18 protein-coding genes and 1 riboswitch are annotated in these 21,447 nt (G+C 33.4%); of the genes, 2 read left to right on the top strand and 16 right to left on the bottom strand.

The window, feature by feature from the left end; translation table 11 throughout:
• Window positions 1-2: 2 nt before the first annotated feature.
• The 9 genes from scpC to AB8S09_RS12385 all read right to left on the bottom strand — a co-directional run bounded on the left by scpC (window position 3) and on the right by AB8S09_RS12385 (window position 12,122).
• The gene (scpC, locus tag AB8S09_RS12425; protein WP_369869257.1) at window positions 3-1,526 is read right to left on the bottom strand and encodes a succinyl-CoA:acetate CoA-transferase ScpC; all 1,524 of its coding nucleotides are present in this window, start codon (window positions 1,524-1,526) and stop codon (window positions 3-5) included.
• Between the two features lie 224 nt (window positions 1,527-1,750).
• A complete protein-coding gene (locus AB8S09_RS12420) occupies window positions 1,751-2,074 on the bottom strand; it encodes a DUF3870 domain-containing protein (protein ID WP_294184299.1) in 324 nt (107 codons plus the stop codon).
• Window positions 2,075-2,162: 88 nt separating this feature from the next.
• A riboswitch (cobalamin riboswitch) is annotated at window positions 2,163-2,340 on the bottom strand.
• Between the two features lie 11 nt (window positions 2,341-2,351).
• Entirely contained in the window at window positions 2,352-4,949 is a 2,598-nt protein-coding gene (clpB, locus tag AB8S09_RS12415; RefSeq protein WP_369869256.1) for an ATP-dependent chaperone ClpB, read from the bottom strand.
• A 141-nt stretch (window positions 4,950-5,090) separates the two neighbouring features.
• Complete coding sequence (locus AB8S09_RS12410; protein ID WP_294184296.1) at window positions 5,091-6,359, bottom strand: helix-turn-helix domain-containing protein; 1,269 nt, start codon at window positions 6,357-6,359, stop codon at window positions 5,091-5,093.
• Between the two features lie 18 nt (window positions 6,360-6,377).
• Window positions 6,378-7,682, bottom strand: coding sequence for a tetratricopeptide repeat protein (locus AB8S09_RS12405; RefSeq protein WP_369869255.1), 1,305 nt, complete (start codon window positions 7,680-7,682; stop codon window positions 6,378-6,380).
• 218 nt (window positions 7,683-7,900) lie between these two features.
• Window positions 7,901-8,053: a YtxH domain-containing protein gene (locus AB8S09_RS12400; RefSeq protein ID WP_294184292.1), complete on the bottom strand. Its 153-nt coding sequence runs from the start codon at window positions 8,051-8,053 to the stop codon at window positions 7,901-7,903.
• Between the two features lie 87 nt (window positions 8,054-8,140).
• A complete protein-coding gene (locus AB8S09_RS12395) occupies window positions 8,141-9,079 on the bottom strand; it encodes a YkvA family protein (RefSeq protein WP_369869254.1) in 939 nt (312 codons plus the stop codon).
• Window positions 9,080-9,130: 51 nt separating this feature from the next.
• Complete coding sequence (locus tag AB8S09_RS12390) at window positions 9,131-10,822, bottom strand: MutS-related protein (protein ID WP_369869253.1); 1,692 nt, start codon at window positions 10,820-10,822, stop codon at window positions 9,131-9,133.
• A 133-nt stretch (window positions 10,823-10,955) separates the two neighbouring features.
• A complete protein-coding gene (locus tag AB8S09_RS12385) occupies window positions 10,956-12,122 on the bottom strand; it encodes an iron-containing alcohol dehydrogenase (protein ID WP_369869252.1) in 1,167 nt (388 codons plus the stop codon).
• A gap of 460 nt (window positions 12,123-12,582) precedes the next feature.
• On the opposite strand from AB8S09_RS12385, the gene AB8S09_RS12380 reads away from it, so the two are divergent.
• A complete protein-coding gene (locus AB8S09_RS12380) occupies window positions 12,583-14,340 on the top strand; it encodes an ATP-dependent metallopeptidase FtsH/Yme1/Tma family protein (RefSeq protein ID WP_369869251.1) in 1,758 nt (585 codons plus the stop codon).
• Window positions 14,341-14,381: 41 nt separating this feature from the next.
• Here the strand turns inward: AB8S09_RS12380 and AB8S09_RS12375 are convergent, their stop codons facing one another.
• Window positions 14,382-15,401: a rhomboid family intramembrane serine protease gene (locus AB8S09_RS12375; RefSeq protein WP_369869250.1), complete on the bottom strand. Its 1,020-nt coding sequence runs from the start codon at window positions 15,399-15,401 to the stop codon at window positions 14,382-14,384.
• A gap of 85 nt (window positions 15,402-15,486) precedes the next feature.
• A complete protein-coding gene (locus tag AB8S09_RS12370; protein WP_294184329.1) occupies window positions 15,487-16,548 on the bottom strand; it encodes an HD-GYP domain-containing protein in 1,062 nt (353 codons plus the stop codon).
• Window positions 16,549-16,687: 139 nt separating this feature from the next.
• On the opposite strand from AB8S09_RS12370, the gene AB8S09_RS12365 reads away from it, so the two are divergent.
• Window positions 16,688-17,023, top strand: coding sequence for a hypothetical protein (locus AB8S09_RS12365; RefSeq protein ID WP_294184281.1), 336 nt, complete (start codon window positions 16,688-16,690; stop codon window positions 17,021-17,023).
• On the opposite strand, the gene AB8S09_RS12360 is transcribed toward AB8S09_RS12365, so the two are convergent.
• The 5 genes from AB8S09_RS12360 to AB8S09_RS12340 form a co-directional block, all read right to left on the bottom strand.
• On the bottom strand, window positions 17,020-17,454 hold the full coding sequence (locus tag AB8S09_RS12360) for a Fur family transcriptional regulator (protein WP_294184279.1): 435 nt from the start codon (window positions 17,452-17,454) through the stop codon (window positions 17,020-17,022). The two genes, AB8S09_RS12365 and AB8S09_RS12360, sit on opposite strands and share 4 nt — an antisense overlap.
• Before the next feature lie 20 nt (window positions 17,455-17,474).
• Window positions 17,475-18,026, bottom strand: coding sequence for a manganese efflux pump MntP (locus tag AB8S09_RS12355; RefSeq protein ID WP_369869249.1), 552 nt, complete (start codon window positions 18,024-18,026; stop codon window positions 17,475-17,477).
• 80 nt (window positions 18,027-18,106) lie between these two features.
• Complete coding sequence (locus AB8S09_RS12350) at window positions 18,107-18,823, bottom strand: M48 family metallopeptidase (RefSeq protein ID WP_294184275.1); 717 nt, start codon at window positions 18,821-18,823, stop codon at window positions 18,107-18,109.
• A 146-nt stretch (window positions 18,824-18,969) separates the two neighbouring features.
• Window positions 18,970-19,887: a branched-chain amino acid transaminase gene (locus tag AB8S09_RS12345; protein WP_294184273.1), complete on the bottom strand. Its 918-nt coding sequence runs from the start codon at window positions 19,885-19,887 to the stop codon at window positions 18,970-18,972.
• Between the two features lie 180 nt (window positions 19,888-20,067).
• Window positions 20,068-21,324 (bottom strand): glutamate-5-semialdehyde dehydrogenase, encoded by a 1,257-nt coding sequence (locus AB8S09_RS12340; protein ID WP_294184271.1) that lies wholly within the window; start codon window positions 21,322-21,324, stop codon window positions 20,068-20,070.
• Between the last annotated feature and the right edge of the window lie 123 nt (window positions 21,325-21,447).

Below are 21,447 nucleotides of genomic sequence, written 5' to 3'. Positions count from 1 at the left end.
CTTTATTCTTCTGGACTTGATTTATCAGTTTTAAATTTCATGCTGCCAGTTTCCTGGAATCTTTCATGCCAGGATAACGCTTCCTTGAGCAAAACTGGTGTATGAATATTCTTGCCTTGACATGCTCTTTTAAAATAATCTTTAAGAAATGGTCTGTAATAAGGATGGCTGCAATTTTCTATTATGACTCTAGCCTTTTCTTTTGGAGACAACCCTCTTAAATCGGCTACACCCTGTTCTGTAACTATTACATCTACATCATGTTCCGAATGATCACAATGAGGTACCATTGGAACTATAGAGGATATTTCACCATTTTTAGCAACTGATTCCGTCGTGAATATGGATATATAGGAACTCCTCGTAAAATCTCCTGAACCGCCTATTCCGTTCATCATTCTGGAACCCATTATCTGACTTGAATTTACATTGCCATATATGTCAGCTTCTATGGCCGTATTCATAGCTATTACCCCGAGTCTTCTGATTACTTCAGGATTATTGCTTATCTCTTCAGGTCTCAATATGAGTTTCTTTCTGTACTCATCGATTTTGTCATAAAATTTTTTCTGTCCCTCTTCAGAGAAAGAAACAGATGTAGCAGAAGCCACTGAAATCTTGCCTTCATCCATCAAATTGAACACTGAATCCTGTGCAACTTCAGTATATATCTCCAAATTATTAAATCTGGATTCTTTCAACCCTGCAAGTACTGCATTTGCAACAGAGCCAACTCCTGACTGGAGCGGCAGCAAATTTTCGGGAAGTCTTCCCTGCTTAACTTCATTTTCAAGAAAATCTATTAAATTTCCAGCCATTTTTCTGCTTGTTTCACTTATTGGTGCCACTTTTCTAATATTATCTTTTATATCACTGAAAACTATACATTTTATCTTATCGGGATCGACTTCTATATAATCCGTACCTATTCGGTCTGCCACGTGAGTTATAGGTATGGGCTGTCTATAAGGCGGTTTCTCAGGGATATATATATCATGTGTCCCTATAAGCGAAGTTGGCTGAGTTTCATTTATCTCCACAATCACAATATCTGCATCTTTAACGTATGTAGGTGAATTTCCCACAGATGTAGTTGGTATTATATAACCTTCTTCAGTTATACCTACGGCTTCAACTATGGCCACGTCGATTTTACCCATAAATCCATAGTCTACCATTTGAGGTGACATGCTGAGGTGGGCGTCTACATAATCTATTTTACCTGCATTGATAGCATTTCTTACATCCTTGTGCGTCTGATATGGAAACCTTTTTTTGATTGCCCCAACTCTGGCTAGTTCTCCATCCAGCTCATCACCTACAGAGGCACCTGTGTACAAATTGATTTTAATTTTCTCGCCATTTTTTATCCTCTTTGCCAGTGCCATAGGTACCGACTTAGGATAACCTGAAAACGTAAAACCGCTGGTCCCGACAGTCATACCGTCCTTGATAAGTTCAGCAGCATCATTAGGTGTACCTATACGTTTTAGAAGCTCTTTATTTTTTATCCTATCCGTAATCATACTATCCCCTTCTCTATTAAATAATTAACATAATTATATTATTTATTAAATTTTTTAATTTATACTCTATGTCCTCCCTTCCTTTTTGATCTGGATATGTATAATAGAAAAACAAAAAACGGCCCAAGTACATTGAAGAATATACTCACGCCGTTACTTTCATTACTTTCATATAAAGGTCTTACCCTTATATCGTAATAAAATGGCTTTTTTATTTTTATTTTTTATTTACATCTTTTACTCAATATTATTTTATACCTTTCGTGGCAATTTATCAATACCGCTATAAAAGATTTTTTTGCCATTCCAAAATAATTATCTTCTATATCCGATACAATTTCCTTGATATTATTCAAATTCTTCCCTATCAATAATTCTTTAGCATATTTTTTCGCAGTATCAGTCACAAAAGAGCATTCCATGTCCTGTATTTCACCAGAATACCTGTTCACAATGATCCCTATGACAATTTCATTGTAAATTTCGGCTGCTGTTATCCCCTTCGGAAGTTTTGCATACCCAGTAATAAATACATTATCTTTTTTCAAAAAACATACCCTCCCCCCAAATATATACTGCTATAAAACTCAATTTAATGAATTTAAAGCATAACATCTCTTCCTTTCCCCGAAGGAATCAACATATATATATTAGGCAGGCTTCCTGGCTCAGATTCATCTTACTCCTTGGTCTTCCCAGATTTATATATCCAGTGACATAATAAAGTTTCATCCTCCATACAGTAGCGTGGACTGCAGTATTTGACTTTTCCTTTTACTTATTCTTAAATAACACCTAATTTAGATATTCAATTTTAGTGGTTCTCTATATTCTCTCTATCTCAAATTTATCATTATCGTAGTCTACTCTTATTTTACAGCCTTCATAAATGTCACCTTTAATTATCTTCTTGGCAATAGATGTTTCAAGCACATTTTCCATATATCTCTTTAAAGGTCTGGCTCCATAAACCGGATCATACCCTTCTCTTGCTATAACGTCTTTAGCTCTATCGGTTATTTCTATATAGATATTCTTATCCTTTAACCTGTTTTCTATATCCTTCAAAAATATATCTATTATGGATTTAATCTCCACGGTGTTCAATGGTTTGAACATTATAATATCGTCAAGCCTGTTTAAGAATTCTGGTTTAAACTTCAATTTCATGTCATTCATCACTTTATTTTTTATATCTTCGTCTATTCCCGCAGAACTCTTGTTCTCAAGCAAATAGCTGCTCCCTATATTGGAGGTCATGATTATAATGCAATTTTTAAAATCAACTACCTTGCCTTGATTATCCGTAAGTCTTCCATCGTCAAGTATCTGTAGAAATATATTAAAGACGTCGCTGTGTGCCTTCTCTATTTCATCAAACAATATTACACTATAAGGCTTTCTCCTGACTGCCTCTGTAAGCTGACCTCCCTCCTCATAGCCAACATATCCCGGAGGAGCTCCTATAAGTCTGGAAACGGAATACTTTTCCATATACTCCGACATGTCTATTCTAATCATATTATCCTCACTATCAAATAAAGCTCTGGCAAGAGTTTTGGCTAGTTCAGTCTTTCCCACTCCTGTAGGACCTAAAAATATAAATGAACCTATGGGCCTCTTTGGATCCTTCATTCCCGATCTTGCCCTTATAACAGCATCAGAAACAGCCTTGACAGCTTCCTTTTGTCCTATGACTCTTTTTGAAAGTTCATCTTCCAGGTTAATAAGTTTTTGCCTTTCTCCCTCCACTAATCTAGACACCGGAATTCCCGTCCATTTAGATACGATCTGAGATATTTCCTGTTCCGTAACTTCTTCCTTCAACATGGCAGTCTCATTGTTTTCCTTTATTGTATTTTCTTCTTTCTCTATTTTTCTCTCCAATTTAGGTATAGTTCCATATTTCAATTCCGCAACTCTATTCAAATCATATTCTCTCTTTGCCTTTTCAATCTGACCCCTTGCTTCATCCAGCTGTTTCTTCAAATCCCTGACACCGGTTATATTTGACTTTTCCTTTTCATATTTGGCTGTAAGTTCATTGTCTTTATCCTTCAAATCATTTAGTTCTTTTTCCACTGTCCTGAGTCTTTCTACAGAAGCTTTATCTTTTTCCTTGGACAGCGCTTTCTTTTCAATTTTCAACTGAAATAATTTTCTTCTGACATCATCCATTTCAGTAGGTACGCTGTCAATCTCCGTCCTTATCATAGCACATGCCTCGTCGATCAAATCTATGGCTTTATCCGGAAGATATCTGTCAGTTATATATCTGCTGGAAAGCTTTGCCGCTGCCACTATGGCAGAATCATGAATTCTTATGCCGTGGTATATTTCAAATTTTTCTTTAAGGCCTCTCAATATAGAAATGGAATCTTCAACACTGGGTTCATCTATAACCACCGGCTGGAATCTTCTCTCAAGTGCTTTGTCCTTTTCTATATATTTTCTATATTCATCAAAAGTAGTGGCTCCTATACAGTGAAGTTCTCCCCTTGCAAGCATTGGCTTTATAATATTTCCCGCATCCATAGATCCTTCCGTCTTTCCGGCCCCAACTATATTGTGAATTTCATCTATGAAGAGTATTATTTTTCCTTCACTCTTTTCCACTTCTTTTAAAACAGCTTTTAACCTTTCCTCAAACTCACCTCTAAATTTAGCCCCGGCAATTAAGGAACCCATATCCAGGGAAAATATTACCTTGTTTTTCAGTCCTTCAGGTATATCTCCTCTTATGATCCTCTCCGCCAGTCCTTCCACTATGGCAGTTTTCCCCACTCCCGGCTCTCCTATGAGCACAGGATTATTTTTAGTTCTTCTTGAAATAATTCTAATTACTCTCCTGATCTCATCATCTCTGCCTATTACAGGATCAAGCTTGTTCTTTTTAGCTTCTTCAGTCAGATTTCTTCCATATTTGGTCAAAGCATCATAAGTACCTTCTGGATCCTGACTATCAACTCTTTGATTGCCCCTGACCTGAGACAGTGCTTCCAAAAATCTGCTTTTTGTTATATTAAATTTTTGCAGTATCATATCCACATCCCGGGAATGAACTTCCATAATGCCAATCATCAGATGTTCTACACTTACATATGAATCCTTGAATTTCCTAGCCGTGCTCTCTGCCCTTACAAAAACATCTTCAAATCCCCTCGTAGCATAGAGGGAACTACTTTGTGCACTTTCTCCAAGCACTTTTGGCATTTTATCAAGGACATTCTTCGTATTATCCACAAGTGATTTCACGTCTACAGACATTTTCCCGAATATGTTCGGAATCAAACCATCTTTTTCAAATACCAATGCTGAAAACAAATGAATTACATCTATCTGCTGATGATTATATCTCACTGCTATAAGCTGTGCCTCATTTATCGATTGCTGTGCCTTTACTGTAAGCTTATTTATATCCATAATAAATATTTAGTGTAAAACTTAAATAAGTGTTTACACTTATCCTCCTCTCCAGTTTATTCTACTTTAATATTATTATATATTAATTTATTATACAAAAATTACCCACAAAATCAATATACCACTTTGCAGGTGCATAAATCATCTCAATGCATATTTTTCTTTTAAATTTATGGCAAAAGTAAAATATTTAATTGATTCTCTCACATTGTTTAACTTGTAATACATCTTCCCCATTTCCATATATCTTTCATATATCCTTCTGCTGCTTCCAAACTTAAGAAGATTGTCTAAAGAAAGATTCATACACATCTCTCCCTTTGCAAAATCTCCTTCTTTCAATAATATCAGAGCTTTGTAATAATATGCTTTCTCTATAAAAGTTATATCATTTAAATTTATAGCACAATCCAAAGCCTTATTGCATAGAGTATGTGCCTTCTTTAAAATTTTATTCTTCATCAGTATATTTACATTTACAAGCATAAAATGGTCCAATTCCCTTACATTGTCTCTTGGATATATCTCCAGTGATTTTTCTACACAATCCAGTGCACTGCCCTTCTTACCTAAATTAAATAATATTCGGGCATAATCAACCATTGCTTCAGATTTGCCTTTTAAATCGTCTCCATAAAGTTCATATACTTTTTTTTCATACCTGCCAAATTTGGTTATGTCCATTTTCAACGAAAGTATGGCAAGCATATGATAGATCCGTACATTTTCTATATCTTCCTGCATTGAATCTGAATCCATCAAATCCATAATTTTCGCTGCCAATTCATATGCTTTATCATAATACTGCATTTTGATATAACAGTTAGCTTCATAATACATAGCTTTTAAGAGGCACTCGCCATATCCCTTTTCCTGACAAATTTGAATCACCTTGTCATAATAATTCAAAGCTTGAGAAAATTCTCCGTAGACATAAAAATATCTGGCAATATCCATATAATAAATCGAACTTCCTCTATCGGAAAAACATTTCTGCAAATAATCATAATAATTTGAAATTATAAATTGCAACTTTCCAAACTGTTTTTTATCTAAATAATAATTAAAAAGCATATGCATTATGGTAAAACATAAGTCTACATAAGAGTAATCCTCCGCAAATTTCAAATTATATTGAAGCAATTTTTCATAATTTTCTCCCGGGGAACCTTTAGATATGTCTTTTATATTTTTAATTATCTGGCTTTTAACATCCTGCTTTAAATATTCAACATCAATTTCAAGTTTATTCGACACAAATTTTAAAACCCACTGTTCCGGTTTTATTTTATCATTTTCTATGCAGCTCATTTTTGAAACAGAAATCTTGTCGCCACACAATTTTTTTAGGGTATACCCCTTGTATATCCTGGCTCTTTTAATTTTTTGCCCAGTAGAAAGTATTTCCATAATTCTCACCTGTTCTATTTAAGAATCCCTTAACAAACCTATTTTTTTAAAATCTTCAACACCTTCATTCAAATATTTAGCAGCTTGTTCATTTAAATTATTTTCTATATAAAATTTACCCAGTAATATTGATATTCTGGCAGCTTCTGCAGTATAATCCATATTATTGGCAAAATTCAGTGCCATGATCAATGTATTTTCCGCTTCTTTTTTATTGGATTCCAGCATATCTATTCTAAACTTCAATAAATAATAATACACCAAAGTCTTATCATTTCCCTCATCCACTCTGTCCATTATTTCCTCAAGAACTTTTTTGGAATTTTTAACATCCTTTAGCTTTATATAATTTTCACATATATCTATCAAGGTCGTTATAACGTCGCTGTCTTTTAGTTTTATTCTCAACTCTTTTGCTTTATTCAAATGGATAAAAGATTCTTCAATATTATCGAACTGATAAAATAATTTTCCCAAATTATTTTCAATTTTAGCAATATTCATAGAGTCATTTAATTTTTTATACACTTCCAATGCATTCTTAGAATATTTTATAGCATTATCCATATCTTCTTTCTTGCTATACTCTTCAGCCAGTAAAAAAAGTGTATTGGCATATTCCTTTTTATTATCTAATTGATTAAATTTTTCCTTGGCCAAATAGGAATAGTTTATAGCCTTTTTCATATTTTCCAGTTTGAAATTCGCACATGCTATACAATAATATATCTCTCCTACTAAAAAATCATTTTCTATTTTATTTTCATTATATACATTTTCAGCCTGTTGAAAATAGCTGCAAGAAGAGTGGTAGGATTTTAATTCCATTGTTATCTTCCCCAAATTGATAAAAGTCTTTATAATCTGCTCATAATTATTATTTTTAATAAATATTCCATTGGCCGACAAAAAAAATTGCTGTGAAACCAGATAGTCACCTTTAGTCATGTGTACTACACCTTTTAAATAGAGGTTTTTTGCTTTTTTATATTCCAAACCATATTTATCCGCAAAATACAGGGCTTTTTCAATATACTGTTCTGCTTGAATTAAATTTTCACTTATTATACAGGATTCAGTTATATTTTCAAAATAAGTACAAATCTTTTCTGCCTGGGTTTCCTCAGACTCCATTAGATATTCAACAGAAGTTTTCAATTCCGAAGCCAAATATTCCAACAAATCCATACTTGGATTCGACTTTCCAGATTCTACAAGACTTATTTGTCCAGGTGTAATTCTGTCTCCTGCCAAATCCTTCAAAGTCATATTCAATTCTTTCCTTCTCTTTTTTATTTTCTCTCCTAAAGAAAGTATTTCCATGATTCACTCTTCCTTTGCCCTAAATAAGAACATAAATTTTAACCAAATTAAAATTTTTACTAAGCTTTTATCTTATTATACCATATTTTTATAATAGGATAAAATTTTTTTAAAAAATACCATAATTTAAAATAAAACAAAATGCACATTTCACCATCATATTCAAAATATTATGATAAAATGCACATCAAAATTTATTCTATGTTAAATTATAACTATTACTTCATCCAATCCATCATGTCATCTGCAGTATCCTTAAGACGTCTGGAAGCTCTTTTCATCTTTCTTCTGTTTGACATCCTCAATTCCGGCATTACCATCATTCCCACTGCTGCACCGATTATTGCACCAGCTATAAATTTCCCACGCATTGATACCTTACTCCTTTCTCAACTTACATCAAACATTTAATTTAAATTATATATATAGGATATGCAAATTTAATCTTTTTAAACAGGCTAATTTTCACAATTGCTTTGGTGAAATTTAAATATGTTCCTAATTTGATCCAAAATTTTAGATATATTTTTGCCTCCCAATATTGCCGTAATATAATCTACTGCTTCTTTTGTAATTACGACTATATTCTCTTTTCCCTGCCAATCGTCAATTATGATTTCCTTGGGTATTTCATCCAATATAACATTGAGTGCAAAAAACACTATGGAAATATCATCTATTTTGCCTATAAATGGTATAAAATCAGGCAGCACGTCTATAGGACTGGCCAAATAAGCTATCAGTCCCGCCAGCATAATCTTAATTTTTAAATTAACCCTTTTATCTTTAAGCAATCTTCCTAAAAACACTACTATATCTGGAACAAGCATTCCATATTCTACAATTTTCTCATATTTAGATGGTACTTTATGTAAAATTTTTTCTCTGAATTTATGATATTTCCCTAAAATCAACGAATTTTTCTTTTTATCTATATGGGGGAATTTCTTTTCCTTCTCGTATTTTATATTTTCAGCCTCTATTTCGAGTGCACTGGGTAGTGTTTCAATTCTAGTTAATTTGAGATTAAAATAAGGAATAAGTTTCACAGCTAAATTCAAATCAATGTTTATATTATCACCATCCACATTTATTCCATAAGATTTGAAATTTTCCAGTATCTTTTTTACCGCTATGTTCTTAATGCCGTTCAGTATCTTCAATTTATAAATTTTTAAATCAAATATCTTTAAATTTATAATGTTGTTTTTGATATTTCCCAATCCCAATTTAACCTCAAAACCAGTACTTATTTTTTTCTTATAAATACCGTCTATGGTAATAATTTCCCGTATATCTATGTTTTCTATCTGTAATCCATCTATTTTAAGGTAATCCTGGGCTATACTGAGTATATCCTCTTCAGTCAGGATAACCTTTGCTGCAGACACTTTCATATATATTCTCCTTCCCTCCTGTTATATTATGTATTATATATTATAAATCAGCTATTTTTCAATTCCCCACAGTCCATTTTTAAGAAACAATGCCGCTTTTCCTTCAGCTTCATTTACAATATTATCTCCATATCCCAGAATCCTTAAAAGCTTTATTGCATTCTGAGTTGTAGATCTCCCTCGGTAAATTTTGTAATTGAAAGATATTTCATCATCTGCGATGTTTTCCTGAAAATGATAATTCTTAAAATAATTTTCAAGTATGTATGTAAGTTCTATATCATGAGTGGCAGCTATACATATACAGTTGTCAAGTGTAAGATATTTAAGTATCTGTGAAGAAGCTGCTATCCTTTCTACTGTATTAGTTCCTCTGAGTATTTCATCGATAAAACACACAGCGGGCATATTTCCGCCAGCATTGTCCATGATCCGTTTAAGGGATCTAATTTCCGCTATATAATAACTTTCCCCAGCCAATACATTATCTCTTAGAGCCATGGAGGTATATATTTTTACATAATAACCTTCAAAATAGCTGGCAGTACATGTATATATAGTTTGTGCAAATATAATATTCAAGGCCAGCGCTTTTAAAAAAGTGGATTTCCCCGAAGCATTGGAGCCTGTAATCAAAATTGATCCCATGATCTCCAAAGAGTTTGGTACTGCACCTTCTATAAGTGGATGAACCAAATCCCTAATTATAATGTTACGATTTTTCTTGTCGCTGTACATATGTAGTTTTGGAACAGTATAGTTTTTTATCATAACCCTATATGAGGCAATAGCTATGCAGCTGTCTATCTTTCCAACTATCGAATATATGGATTTAAATTCTTCATCCTTATGTTCAAGCATGGAACCCATCTTTTCATAGTTTATTAAATCAGTTAGAAACAATATATTCTTATACTCTATTAACATTGACATATCCGTACCGTTATTGAACAAGTTAAAATAAAATTTTTTGACTTTTCTAACAGAAGCAGCAGCATTTTTCAATCTGCAAATGCATTGTCCCAGATCTTCCAGTTGAATTTTCAATATTGAATTAGCACATCTCACTATATTGATTATATATGCAAAATCTCTGAGCCTATAATCCAGTTTATTTTTAAAAAAATAATGAACAGCAATGTTTATAAAGCAGCTTGTAATTAATAAAAATACCCCTGCATATAAATCTACAACCATAGATGCAATTGAAATCACAGGCAAAATTCTTAAAATCCTATAAACATTCAATAATGAATATTTGTGTTCACAGTGATTTACATTATAAAAATAATCGGTTACCGAAACTCCTCTTCTTATTCCAAGTTTGCCAAGTATATACTGTACAACTTTCCTCTTCTCAGGATTTCTCATAAAATACTCTATAATTTCATTTCTATATTTAAGTTCTCCGTCATTATATATGGGTTCTCTCAACATGGCATAAAGGTATTCCGCCCCCGGAGTACTGTAAGTAGTATCCAAATTCTTAAATATTTCATCCATATCAAGATCACTCCATGTGGTATCGTCGATAAAAAACTTTTTCTTTTCATGTTCACTTATATTTCTAAAATATTTTGATATATCATTGATTTCTCCTTTACTATACTTTTTATCTGATTTTTTGCCCCATTGTCTTTCTATTCTCCTTTTAATTTTGGCATTGTCCCTTAAAGTCGATACAATGAAAAGCATGCAAATTATTACTATCACTGCCAAAAAATATCCTACAACTTCAATCATTTGTACACTCCTAGTTTAACTAATTTATATACATCATATCAATTTACACACAGTTAGTCTATACTTAAAACAAAAAACAAGCTGCTGCAAAAATAAGTGAAATTTGCAGCAGCCTACGGCAATGATATTTAATTTAGAAATCAACTTTTTTACCTTCATATATATACTGGAACAATTTTTTCATTTCTTCTTCAGTTATCTTAGCGGGATTAGCTCCAGTACAAGCATCTTCCATGGCATTATGAGATATCCTATTCAAATTATTTTTAAAGTCACTTTCACTTACTCCATAATCCTTCAATGTAAGAGGAATATTCATACTCCTATCCATGGATCTAATCATATCGGTCAGTGAATCTATAAGCTCATCTTCAGTATTTCCGGGAAGTTTGATAAATCTTGCTATTTCTGCATATCTTTCAGGACAAGCACCTTTATTAAAGTCTATTACGTAAGGTAGGAATATGGCATTCGCACAGCCATGGGGTATGTGAAATACAGCACCAGTTTTATGGGCCATACTATGGGTTATTCCCAAAAGTGCATTTGAAAATGCCATTCCTGCAAGACACTGGGCTATATGCATATGATCTCTAGCTTCCATATTTCCCTTGTAGGATTTCAACAAATATTTATGAGTCATGTCTATGGAATGTAACGCCAGTGGATCCGAGAAATCCGAGTGAAGATTTGCCACATAGGCCTCTATAGCATGAGTTAAGGCATCCATACCTGTATATGCTACAAGCTTTTTAGGCATGGTTTCTGCCAGTGTTGGATCTATTATTGCTATATCAGGAGTTAGATTAAAATCCGCCATAGGATATTTTATCTGAGTCTTATAGTCAGTTATTACAGCAAAGGAAGTTACTTCAGTAGCTGTACCGCTGGTAGAAGGTATAGCTATGAACTTTGCTTTTTGTCTCAATTTAGGTATTCCAAATGGAACAACTGCTTTTTCAAAAGTAAAATCGGGATATTCATAAAATACCCACATGGCTTTTGCCGCATCAATAGCCGAGCCTCCGCCTACTGCTATTATCCAATCAGGTCCATATTCTCTCATAATTTGGGCACCTTTCATAACGGATTCGACAGATGGATCAGGCTTCACTCCTTCAATAAGTTTAAACTCGATGTCAGCATCTTTCAAATAGGATTCAATCTTATCCAGAAACCCAAATCTCTTCATAGAGCCTCCACCTATGACAATTACAGCTTTGCTGCCTTCCAAATTCTTCAAATGCTCCAAAGAATTTTTGCCAAAGTAAATATCTCTTGGTATTGTAAATCTCTTCATCTTCAATTCCCCCTAAATTACATTAATAAATAAACTATATGTTACTCTAGCTGCTAATAAAAATATTCCTTAAATGAGATATCTTTTCATTTGACATTCTACAATTTACATTGTATCATTTTTAACAATCATGTCAAGAAATGCTCTCAATCATTTATCCATTTTTTTCTTAAAATTTATCTTTACATTAAAAATTATTTAATTCAGGGAGGGGTTTACCCCTGTTATCTCAGTAATTCGGACTCTTTCCATAAATTACATTAGAAATATTTATGATTTTCATTAGACTAACAGTCAAAAATATTATACTATCATTATAATATTATAATTAGCGCTTATTTAAACGCTTTTTAATAGATTAAATTTATGTTAAATTTATGTCTAATTATATGTAAAATAATCTCATCACAGATAATTTTTATCACTAGAATACTTATTATCTCAGGAAGGTGAAAATTTAATGAAAAAAATAAAAAACAAGTCGATCATAATACCAATTTTAATATTTGTAATTTCCTTGAGTTCACTGATATTTATGAATTATCACAATAGCTCAATAGGTTATAGATCCTACATCCTATTTGAAAAAGATCTATCATCCAAAAATATTTCTACAATTTATCTGACAGATTCTCCTAAAATAAGAGTGCAATTAAAAAATGGCATGACTTATGAAACAGATAATCCCAGGACGCCTGACATCAAAAAAACTTTTCTGCAAAATGGAATAAATGTGGACGAAAATTATCCCGTAAGCAGCAGGGAGGCATATCCCATTGCTTTAATGACTATTTCTGCAGTATACATTATAATTATGTCTCTCAAATCTTCCAGAAAAGTTTCCAAAAGGATGTTGTCCCTGGATTCTCTTGATACATCCGCTGTTGAGGGTTCCAATTACAGCTTTAAAAATATAGCCGGCAACGAGGAGGCAAAGGAAAGTGTCAAGGATGTAGTTGATTTTTTGAAAAACCCGGAAAAATATGCTTCCTACGGCGCACGAATGCCAAAAGGCATTATGCTTTACGGTCAGCCGGGAACAGGTAAAACCCTTCTTGCAAAAGCTGTGGCAGGTGAAGCCAATGTACCTTTTTATGCAGTTTCAGGTTCTGATTTCATACAGGTATATGTAGGTGTCGGAGCCAGCCGCATAAGACAATTGTTTAAAAAAGCCCGAAATAACACCTGTGGGAAAGCTGTAATATTCATAGATGAAATAGATGCCATTGGTAAAAAGCGAAGTGCTTCAAATAGCTCCGGCGGTTCCGAGGAGAGGGACCAGACTTTAAATGCCCTTCTTACAGAAATGTCCGGATTTAATGAAAAAGAGGGAATTGTGGTTATAGCTGCAACCAATAGACTAGACATGCTTGATCCTGCCCTTCTAAGACCAGGAAGGTTTGACAGACACATAGAAATAACTCTTCCGGATATTTCTTCAAGGGAGAAAATTATAGAACTTCATTTAAAAAATAAACCAGCTGGCAATATAGATATCCATGAATGGGCTCAAAAAACTGCTTATTTTTCAGGAGCAAAAATTGAAAACCTGATAAATGAGGCAGCTATAATTGCCTGTAAGGAAAACAGCAGAAAAATCGAAAATTCACACATGGACAAAGCTTTTTCCATAGTACTGGCAGGATACGAAAAGAAGAACAGGGATTATATAAAAGATATAGATAAAAGAATAACTGCATACCATGAAGTAGGACATGCATTGGTGTCCATGAAAATACTGCCCAATGAGAAAATATCAAAGATAACAATTATTCCCAGCACTAAAGGTGCAGGTGGATACACACTAAGCATCCCAGAAGACAAACTCTATGAGAATAAAGATTATCTGGAAAGACGTATAATGGTACTCTTAGGAGGACGAGCTGCTGAAGAAGTGGTATTCGGACATGACTACGTAACTACAGGAGCACGCAATGACCTTCAGCGCAGCACGGATATAGCCTTCAACATGATAACCCAATACGGCATGGGAAAAACGCTGGGCCTATTAAACATGCAGGAGTTGTATGACCTGAATATAAATCAGGATAAAATAATTCAGGAATGTAAAAATTTAATTGATTCAATATATGGAGAAGTAAAGAATATAATAATTGAAAACAGACACTGTCTTAAAAAAATAACAGATTTGCTTTTGGAAAAAGAAACATTGTTTTCACAGGACCTGGATGATTTGAATTTAACAGTATATAAATAGAGTAATTCATGAGGTGGAGAAATCCACCTCAACCCAAATAATTATTTGACCATTTTATCCATAAACCAGGTTGTCAAAATACCTCCTATAAGTCCTCCCAAATGTCCAAAATTATCCACATTCGCAATGGAAAATCCTATTATCAGGTTTAGTACAATCACAGACATTATATTCATCATAAAACCTCTTCCCACCTGTCTTTTCATCTTAAGGGCAAATACAAGCGAAGCACCTAGAAGCCCAAATATTGCACCGGATGCTCCTACCGAAATAGAAGGTGAGAACATATAGCTGACAATAGAGGAGGCAATACCGGATATAAAATATATAATTATATATTTTACCTTGCCATATACCTTCTCGATAAAAATACCCATTATGTAAAGTGAATACATGTTTACACCCAGATGTACTATTCCCGCATGCAGGAACATACATGTAAACAATCTATAATATTGGCCGCTGCTTATAAGGGAATTGACTTTAGCTCCCATAAATACAAGTACATTTAAATTGCTGTCAAATATATTTTGAGAAAAGTATGCCGTTATAATGTAGACAATTATATTTAAAGCTATAATAACGTAAGTAACAATAAAGTTATTTATATTTTTATTTATATTATGACTATGGGAACTGGCAGTCTCAATGTACTGCATTGCCCTGTTCACTTGAACGGCCAGATTCTTCACAGCATTTGTACAGCCCAATACCCTGTTTAAAACAGGATTTATCAAGATCAATTCACATTGTGGATAAATTTTATAATCTGGCTGTGGATTATTTTTATTTTCCAGCATGCCGGCGTTTTTATCCAGAACTACTTGGACTAATCTTATATTCTCGTCGGGAAATAATTTTTTAAAATCACAAAATATATTATCCACTATTATATTTCTATAATCTTTTACATCGGAAAAGAACATTATATTCAAAGAACCGTCATCTCTGCCATACACTGCCCAGCTGCTGCAGACTCCAGCTTGTTGATTTATTTCCAAGATATTGAAATTATACAATTTATAGAGTTTATTGATCAAGTTTTTTATATATGAATTCATGTTTATCTCCTAAAAATCAACAGTAAATAATTTAGATACTCTCAGAATTTATTATACACTTTATAAATTATTATATACAACTCACTCATTCAACTATTGACTCTATAACCAAATCCGTCCTTTTAAGCAAATTTATTTCAAAAAAAGGTATAGGTTCCCTGGTTTTTATATCATACAGCACCCTTATCACCGGTCTGTCCGGAAACCCCCTATTTTGCCTTACAACATAACCTTCAATTTTATTCGACAGTTTAATGCAGCATCCCAGAGGATATATGGCAAAAGTATTTTTAAAATAGCATACCAACTTCCGATCAAAACTGCTTCCACTCCCTGAAAGTATGAGCTCATATGCATCATTTGGCCTGAATTTTTTTCTATAACATCTATCATTGCTTACAGCATCATATACATCACATATACAGACCAATTTTGCAAATTTTGTTATCTGATTGCTGTTAAGTCCATAGGGATATCCTTTTCCATCCACTCTTTCATGATGTTGTTCCACTACTTTTATTACATTATCCGAGATGGCAAAATTTTTTTTAAGAAGTTCTGAGCCATAGATAGGATGTTTTTTAATCTCACGAAATTCATCCCCTGTCAATTTATCTTTTTTGTTCAATATAGAAACCGGAACCTTGGTCTTTCCTACATCATGCAGTGCCGCTCCCACTCCGATTTCTTTCAAATCCCATTTATTATATCCTGCAGAAATACCTAAAAAAGAAGCCATAATACATACATCTATAGAATGAATAAAAGTATAATTGTCATAGGTTTGTATATCATAAAGGCTTTTATTGACATCTCCAAGCTCAATTATGTAATTTATCATATCTTCTACATCTGACAGGGAATCTTTTAATTTTTTCCCATTGAAGTCATGTATATTCGCAAGTATATTTGACATACTCTTTATAGTAAATTGTTTCAATTGAGCCAATTTTTCATCTTCAACCTCCACATCTTCCAATCTCTCGTCTTCTACATATATGTATAATACACCCAGTTCTTTTAACTTTTTTATATAATTGCCATTCAACTCGACTCCTGCCCTCAACAAAACTTGTCCATCATTGGTCAATATGCTTTTCCCTAGTATATCTTTTTCTCTGACTTTATTTATAAATTCTAATCTCATCATTATTTCACCCCAATCAAGTGATTCTTAGGTCCATTAAAGAAATTTTATCATAATAAATATAAAACTGGTATTTACTTATGAATAAATTTCGGATATTATAATATTGAAAGTAATTTTCCATTATATGGAGGCAAATATGAAAAAATTTCTATCTGTAATTATAATAATCTTTATAATCCTTACAATAACAGAAAATGTATACATGTCAATTAGATGCAGAGATATCAATTACGCAGTTACACATTATTTTACTACGGGAATCTTCAATAAATATAAGATATACGGAATGGAAAATCCAACTATATCATTTTCCAACGGTACAGCTGCATTCATTAAAGTTGAGGGAATATCAAGCGAATCCCCCCACAGAAAAATAGGATACACCGTGTTTCTGGAGAAAAACAACAGCGGCACGTGGAAAATAAAAAAAGTGTACCCCGCTCAAGTAACCCTTCAGCAAAAAAGCTTTTAATCCATCTTTTTCTTTAATTTTTTCCTGCAATCTTTACATATACCATTTATTTTAAAATCAAGATTTTCTTCTTCAAATACAAAACCTGTTTTACTTTTTATTATCTCTTCCACCTGCTGCATAGGACAATCTATTTCTATCTGTTTATGGCATATTTTACACTGCAGTATGTGCTTGTGTTTTTTTCTTATTATTGAATATCTATACTCTCCCTGTCCCAGGTCAATCTTTCTCACAATTTTTTTGATTTGAAATAGCTCTAGGGACCTGTAGACCGTAGATAAATCCACATTTACATTTTTTTGTCTGCATATTTCAAATATACCCTCCGCATTTATTGCATCTTCACTTTTGGATAATATATCCAAGATATTCAATCTTGCCCTTGTCACTTTTATATTATATTTTCTTAAGCATTTTTCTATATCCATGAATTCACCCCAAATTTTTCTTAAAAAAATATCATTTCAATGCCGAATACAATAAGTATTATACCACCTATATAATCCGCATACTTGCTCACAATATGTATTTTACGAAGATATTTTGAAATCAAGAAGGCAAATAAAGACATCAAAAATGTAACTGCACCTATGAATAAAGTACTGTACAACAAATTCACACTGCTTTCCATGTCATTTAAAACAGTAAATCCAATTATAAAAGCATCAATGCTCACTGAAATTCCAACTATCGTAACCATTCCCGGTTTGACAAACAGGCATTCGTTTTTATTCTTCAAACCATCTCTAAGCATTAATACCCCGATTGCCAGCACCAATGCTCCTCCTACAACTTTTGGTACAAAAGCAACATATTTATTAAATAGGAACCCTATATATGCACCGGATATTGCAAAAAAAAATTGAAAAAATCCAAATGAACTCATAAATTGAATTTTATTTTTCCTACCTATTGATTTATTCAATCCTATACAAAGAGAAACTCCAAAAGCATCCAGAGAAAGTGCCAATGCAACCAGAAACAGCGAATAAAACTCCATATTAGTTATCCTCTCAAAATTACTTTACTTATTATTTTACTTTATATCTTTTCTATTGTCTACATTATATACCTGGAATCCTATGGAAACCTAAGTAAGTATCCACTATTTTTAAGCCAATTTCTTCTCTCCAAATATTGGGGAATTATAGATCCAACAAGACTCCAGTATTCTTTAGAATGATTCATATATGCCAGATGACAGAGTTCATGCACAACTATATAATCTATCACATCAATAGGTGCCATTAAAAGTTTATAATTAAAACTTAGGTTCCTGTTTGAAGAACAGCTTCCCCACCTTGTTTTTTGACACCTTATATTTATCTTGTTGGGATACAAATTTATTTTTTTACTATAAAGCCCCACTCTTTTATTAAAAATTATCTTTGATTTTTCTCTATAAAATTTTCGAATGCTCCTGCTTACAGCTTCATGATCCCTTAATAATTCTTCATTCCCATAAACTGCAATCCTATCATCTAGGATCTCCACATGACACCCTTTTATATTCGAAGGAAGTTTTTCCACTTTAAGAAGTTTTCCCAACCACAACATATTCTGTCCTTGTAAAATACCCATGGATTTCAAATATTCAATTTTATCCTCTATTATATTTTTACTTTTATATATCCAGTCAATTTTATTTTCAATTATCCTCTCTATGGAACCATAATCCATATTCATAGGAGCCCTTACAATTATCTCGCCCTTCTCATCTATACTTATGCTTATACCTTTCTTATCTTTCTTAATCACCTTATACTCAAGTGATGAAATTTTATGAGTAGTCTCCATTTTTTCCACTTCCCTACAAACATTCAATTCGTATTATAACATAAATCAATTTAGCACTTAAAATATTAGAATAAAATTAATGGCAATTTATCATGAACCCCACAATAAATTGCCATTAATCTTCCTATTTTCAGTTTACGGCAGAACTATCGATAAACCGGTGTACAATACTCTGAATATTTAGGATTTTTACCGGTAGTAAGTCCAAAAAAGAGTTCTTTAATTTTCTTACACAGTTCTCCCTGTTTTCCCGTTCCTATAATCCTGTTGTCCACTTTTACTATCGGAGTAACTTCCATAGCAGTTCCGCTGAAAAATATTTCATCCGATGCATAGAGCTCGGTTCTCGCAATACTTCTCTCTACAACTTCAATTCCAAGTTCCTCCCTGCCAAGTCTCATAACAAGATCTCTGGTTATACCTTCCAGTATATTGTCAGATGGCGGAGGTGTAATAAGCTGTCCTTTTTTAAAGATAAAAATATTTTCACCTGGTCCCTCACAAACATGTCCATCTGCAGTCAGGAACATAGCCTCATCATACCCTGCTTGCTTTGCTTCTAAAGATGCCAGTGCAGAATTTAGATAGGCTGCAGTCGGCTTAGTTCGGGGAGGAAGCATAGTATCTTCCAGTCTCCTCCATGATGATATGCAGACACTTAATTCATTCTTGCCAGCAAACTTGCCCATTGGTTGACAATATATGATAAGCTTGGGTTCTGCATTGGAAAGAGTAGGATTTATATCCGTCCCTCCATCAAATACAACAGGCCTTATGTAAGTAGTCTGCTTGAACTGATTTTTCTTCAGCAGTTCAACTGTAAATTTACTCAATTCATCTACACTATAAGGAATATTTAAATTTAAAGTCTTTGCGGATTGAAGTAATCTAGTATAATGGTCCTTTAACCTGAATCCATAAAGTTGTTTTTCGTCTTCATTCCAATAAGCCCTTATACCTTCAAAACATCCTAGCCCGTAGTTAAATGCCTTCGATCTTATACTTATCGTTACCTCATTTTCATCCACAATTTTTCCATCACAAAACACGTACGATTTTGACATTAAAAAGCCCCCTTCAAAATTTAAAACTTAAAAATTATTTTAAAAGCAAGCATAATAATTACTTGCTTTTATATGCCCCAAATAAAGTTCAAATTTTTGAACCAAAAACAACTTAATATACTTAACTTTTAATATACTGCTATAAAAAAAATAAGTCAATATCATATGAAGATAAAATATCTATTCCCGTATCTGGCCATTTCCATATACCATATATTTGGTAGTTGTCAATTCATTTAGGCCCATAGGTCCCCTGGCGTGAAGCTTTTGGGTGCTTATTCCTATCTCCGAACCGAATCCAAATTCCCCTCCGTCTGTAAATCTCGTAGAGGCATTTACATATACAACGGCCGCATCAATTTCCCTCAGAAATTTCTGAGAAGAAGCATAGTTATTGGTTATTATAGCTTCAGAATGCCCTGTTCCATATTTATAAATGTGATCTATGGCTTCATCCATAGAATCAACTACCTTTACAGCCAAGATCAAATCCAGAAATTCCTTGCTGTAATCTCTTTCAGTGGCCAATTTCACATCCGGGATCAGTTTTTGCGTCCTGCTGCACCCCCTTATTTCAACATTTAATTTGTGCAGGGTGCTGCCTAACCGGGGCAGAAATTCTCCAGCTGCATCCTTATGAACAAGCAATGTCTCCATTGCATTACAAACAGCAGGCCTTTGAGTCTTGGCATTTACAACTATTTTTTCCGCCATATCTAAATCCGCATCGGCATCCACATATATGTGACAGTTTCCAGATCCTGTCTCAATTACAGGTACGGTAGAATTTTTTACAACAGAACTTATAAGCCCCCTACCTCCCCGCGGTATTAGAACATCTATATATCCATTGAGTTTCATTAAAACTTCCACTGCTTCTCTTTCAGTAATATCAATAAATTCCACAGCTCCCTCCGGAAGGCCAGAATTAACAGCTGCCTTATATATGATATTATATATGGCCAAATTAGAACAAATAGCCTCTTTCCCTCCCCTCAGGACGACCGAATTGCCACTTTTAAGGCATAACGCCGAAGCATCAACCGTCACATTGGGCCTGGCCTCATATATTATTCCTATCGTCCCCAGAGGTACTCTCACTTTTTCAATACGCAGATCATTAGGTCTTTTCCACATTTTTACGCCTTCACCTATGGGATCTGGAAGGGAAGCCACTTTTTCAAGACCCTCTGCCATAGAATCTATTCTTTTTTCATTTAGAGACAACCTATCGATGAAGGCACTGCTTTTCCCCAATTTTTTTGCATTCTCCAGGTCCAGCTCATTGGCCTTCAAAATATCATACTTGTTTTTTCTAATCTCCCTTGCCATAGAAAGTAATGCCTTATTCTTTTCTGCAGTATCTTTACCTGACATTACTCTTGCTGCTGCATTCGCCTTCCTTGCCTTTTTCACAACATAATCATATACATTCATGATCCTAATTTTTACAAACCTGATTCCTAAATATTAGAAAAATCTCACGTGCCTAATATTTTCATTTCATCGACTAACAAAACGGCGGCTTTACAGGATTCAATTAATTTAGGTTAAATACTC

The sequence above is a fragment of the Clostridium lapidicellarium genome, assembly GCF_041224415.1.
In the GTDB taxonomy this organism is placed as follows: Bacteria; Bacillota; Clostridia; order Clostridiales; family Clostridiaceae; genus Clostridium_B; species Clostridium_B lapidicellarium.
The sequence above is the reverse complement of the archived record's forward strand: the minus strand, read 5'-3'. Positions and strand labels throughout refer to the sequence as shown.

What these genes read in the sequence shown, in the direction of transcription:
- scpC (WP_369869257.1), bottom strand. Translation starts at nt 1,526, where the DNA reads ATGATTACGGATAGGATAAAAAATAAAGAGCTTCTAAAACGTATAGGT.
- clpB (WP_369869256.1), bottom strand. Translation starts at nt 4,949, where the DNA reads ATGGATATAAATAAGCTTACAGTAAAGGCACAGCAATCGATAAATGAG.
- AB8S09_RS12410 (WP_294184296.1), bottom strand. Translation starts at nt 6,359, where the DNA reads ATGGAAATACTTTCTACTGGGCAAAAAATTAAAAGAGCCAGGATATAC.
- AB8S09_RS12405 (WP_369869255.1), bottom strand. Translation starts at nt 7,682, where the DNA reads ATGGAAATACTTTCTTTAGGAGAGAAAATAAAAAAGAGAAGGAAAGAA.
- AB8S09_RS12400 (WP_294184292.1), bottom strand. Translation starts at nt 8,053, where the DNA reads ATGCGTGGGAAATTTATAGCTGGTGCAATAATCGGTGCAGCAGTGGGA.
- AB8S09_RS12395 (WP_369869254.1), bottom strand. Translation starts at nt 9,079, where the DNA reads ATGAAAGTGTCTGCAGCAAAGGTTATCCTGACTGAAGAGGATATACTC.
- AB8S09_RS12390 (WP_369869253.1), bottom strand. Translation starts at nt 10,822, where the DNA reads ATGATTGAAGTTGTAGGATATTTTTTGGCAGTGATAGTAATAATTTGC.
- AB8S09_RS12385 (WP_369869252.1), bottom strand. Translation starts at nt 12,122, where the DNA reads ATGAAGAGATTTACAATACCAAGAGATATTTACTTTGGCAAAAATTCT.
- AB8S09_RS12380 (WP_369869251.1), top strand. Translation starts at nt 12,583, where the DNA reads ATGAAAAAAATAAAAAACAAGTCGATCATAATACCAATTTTAATATTT.
- AB8S09_RS12375 (WP_369869250.1), bottom strand. Translation starts at nt 15,401, where the DNA reads ATGAATTCATATATAAAAAACTTGATCAATAAACTCTATAAATTGTAT.
- AB8S09_RS12370 (WP_294184329.1), bottom strand. Translation starts at nt 16,548, where the DNA reads ATGAGATTAGAATTTATAAATAAAGTCAGAGAAAAAGATATACTAGGG.
- AB8S09_RS12365 (WP_294184281.1), top strand. Translation starts at nt 16,688, where the DNA reads ATGAAAAAATTTCTATCTGTAATTATAATAATCTTTATAATCCTTACA.
- AB8S09_RS12360 (WP_294184279.1), bottom strand. Translation starts at nt 17,454, where the DNA reads ATGGATATAGAAAAATGCTTAAGAAAATATAATATAAAAGTGACAAGG.
- AB8S09_RS12355 (WP_369869249.1), bottom strand. Translation starts at nt 18,026, where the DNA reads ATGGAGTTTTATTCGCTGTTTCTGGTTGCATTGGCACTTTCTCTGGAT.
- AB8S09_RS12350 (WP_294184275.1), bottom strand. Translation starts at nt 18,823, where the DNA reads ATGGAGACTACTCATAAAATTTCATCACTTGAGTATAAGGTGATTAAG.
- AB8S09_RS12345 (WP_294184273.1), bottom strand. Translation starts at nt 19,887, where the DNA reads ATGTCAAAATCGTACGTGTTTTGTGATGGAAAAATTGTGGATGAAAAT.
- AB8S09_RS12340 (WP_294184271.1), bottom strand. Translation starts at nt 21,324, where the DNA reads ATGAATGTATATGATTATGTTGTGAAAAAGGCAAGGAAGGCGAATGCA.